Origin of the sequence: Paraburkholderia sp. BCC1885, from assembly GCF_900996235.1 — a bacterium.
Taxonomy (GTDB): Bacteria; Pseudomonadota; Gammaproteobacteria; order Burkholderiales; family Burkholderiaceae; genus Paraburkholderia.
The window spans coordinates 1-553 of record NZ_CAAJGM010000075.1; the positions used below are offsets into that span (position 1 = coordinate 1).

Sequence of the window (553 nt, forward strand, 5' to 3'; positions counted from 1 at the left end):
GAAAATCCCGATTCTAGACAGAGCGGCCCCGGCTTGCATCGGGCTTGCGTTCGCCCCCGCGCCGCCGATACAGTCACGCTTCGGGCTCGACGCCGCCTTGCTGCCGGCTCGCGGACGAGATTCCCCCCGGGCGCCGCTTGCCTGTCGTGCTTGCCTGTCGCGCTGGTCCACCAGCCACCGGCGTTTATCTGCTTGTCTCCGGCTGTTTATCCGCTTCCCGTCCCGCCTAACTTTTCCCTCATGCCCGCCTCCTCCAGCTTCGCCCAAGCCGCCACCGCCACCGACCTGATCGCGCTCGGCACGCTCGCGCTGCTCTACCTGCTCGGCCTGGGCTGGGCCGGCTGGCACGCGCTGCGCGCCACACGCGGCCGGCTCTACTGGGTGGCCTGCCTCGCGCTGATCGCGGCCGGCACGCTGGCGGCGGTGTTCGCGCGCCCCGACACGCCCGACAGCGGCGAGATGCCGGCCGGCTTCGCGCTGGGCGTGATGGTGAGCTTCGCGGGCCTGGCCGCGACTGCGGCCGGCTGCGCCTGGCAGGCGATCCGCCGGCTGC

At 72.3% G+C, this 553-nt stretch carries 1 protein-coding gene; it reads left to right on the top strand.

Translation table 11 applies throughout. The features are described from left to right. Positions 1-240: 240 nt before the first annotated feature. Positions 241-553, top strand: a 313-nt coding sequence (locus FQ755_RS06030; RefSeq protein ID WP_144152116.1) for a hypothetical protein, incomplete at its 3' end; no start/stop codon positions are given.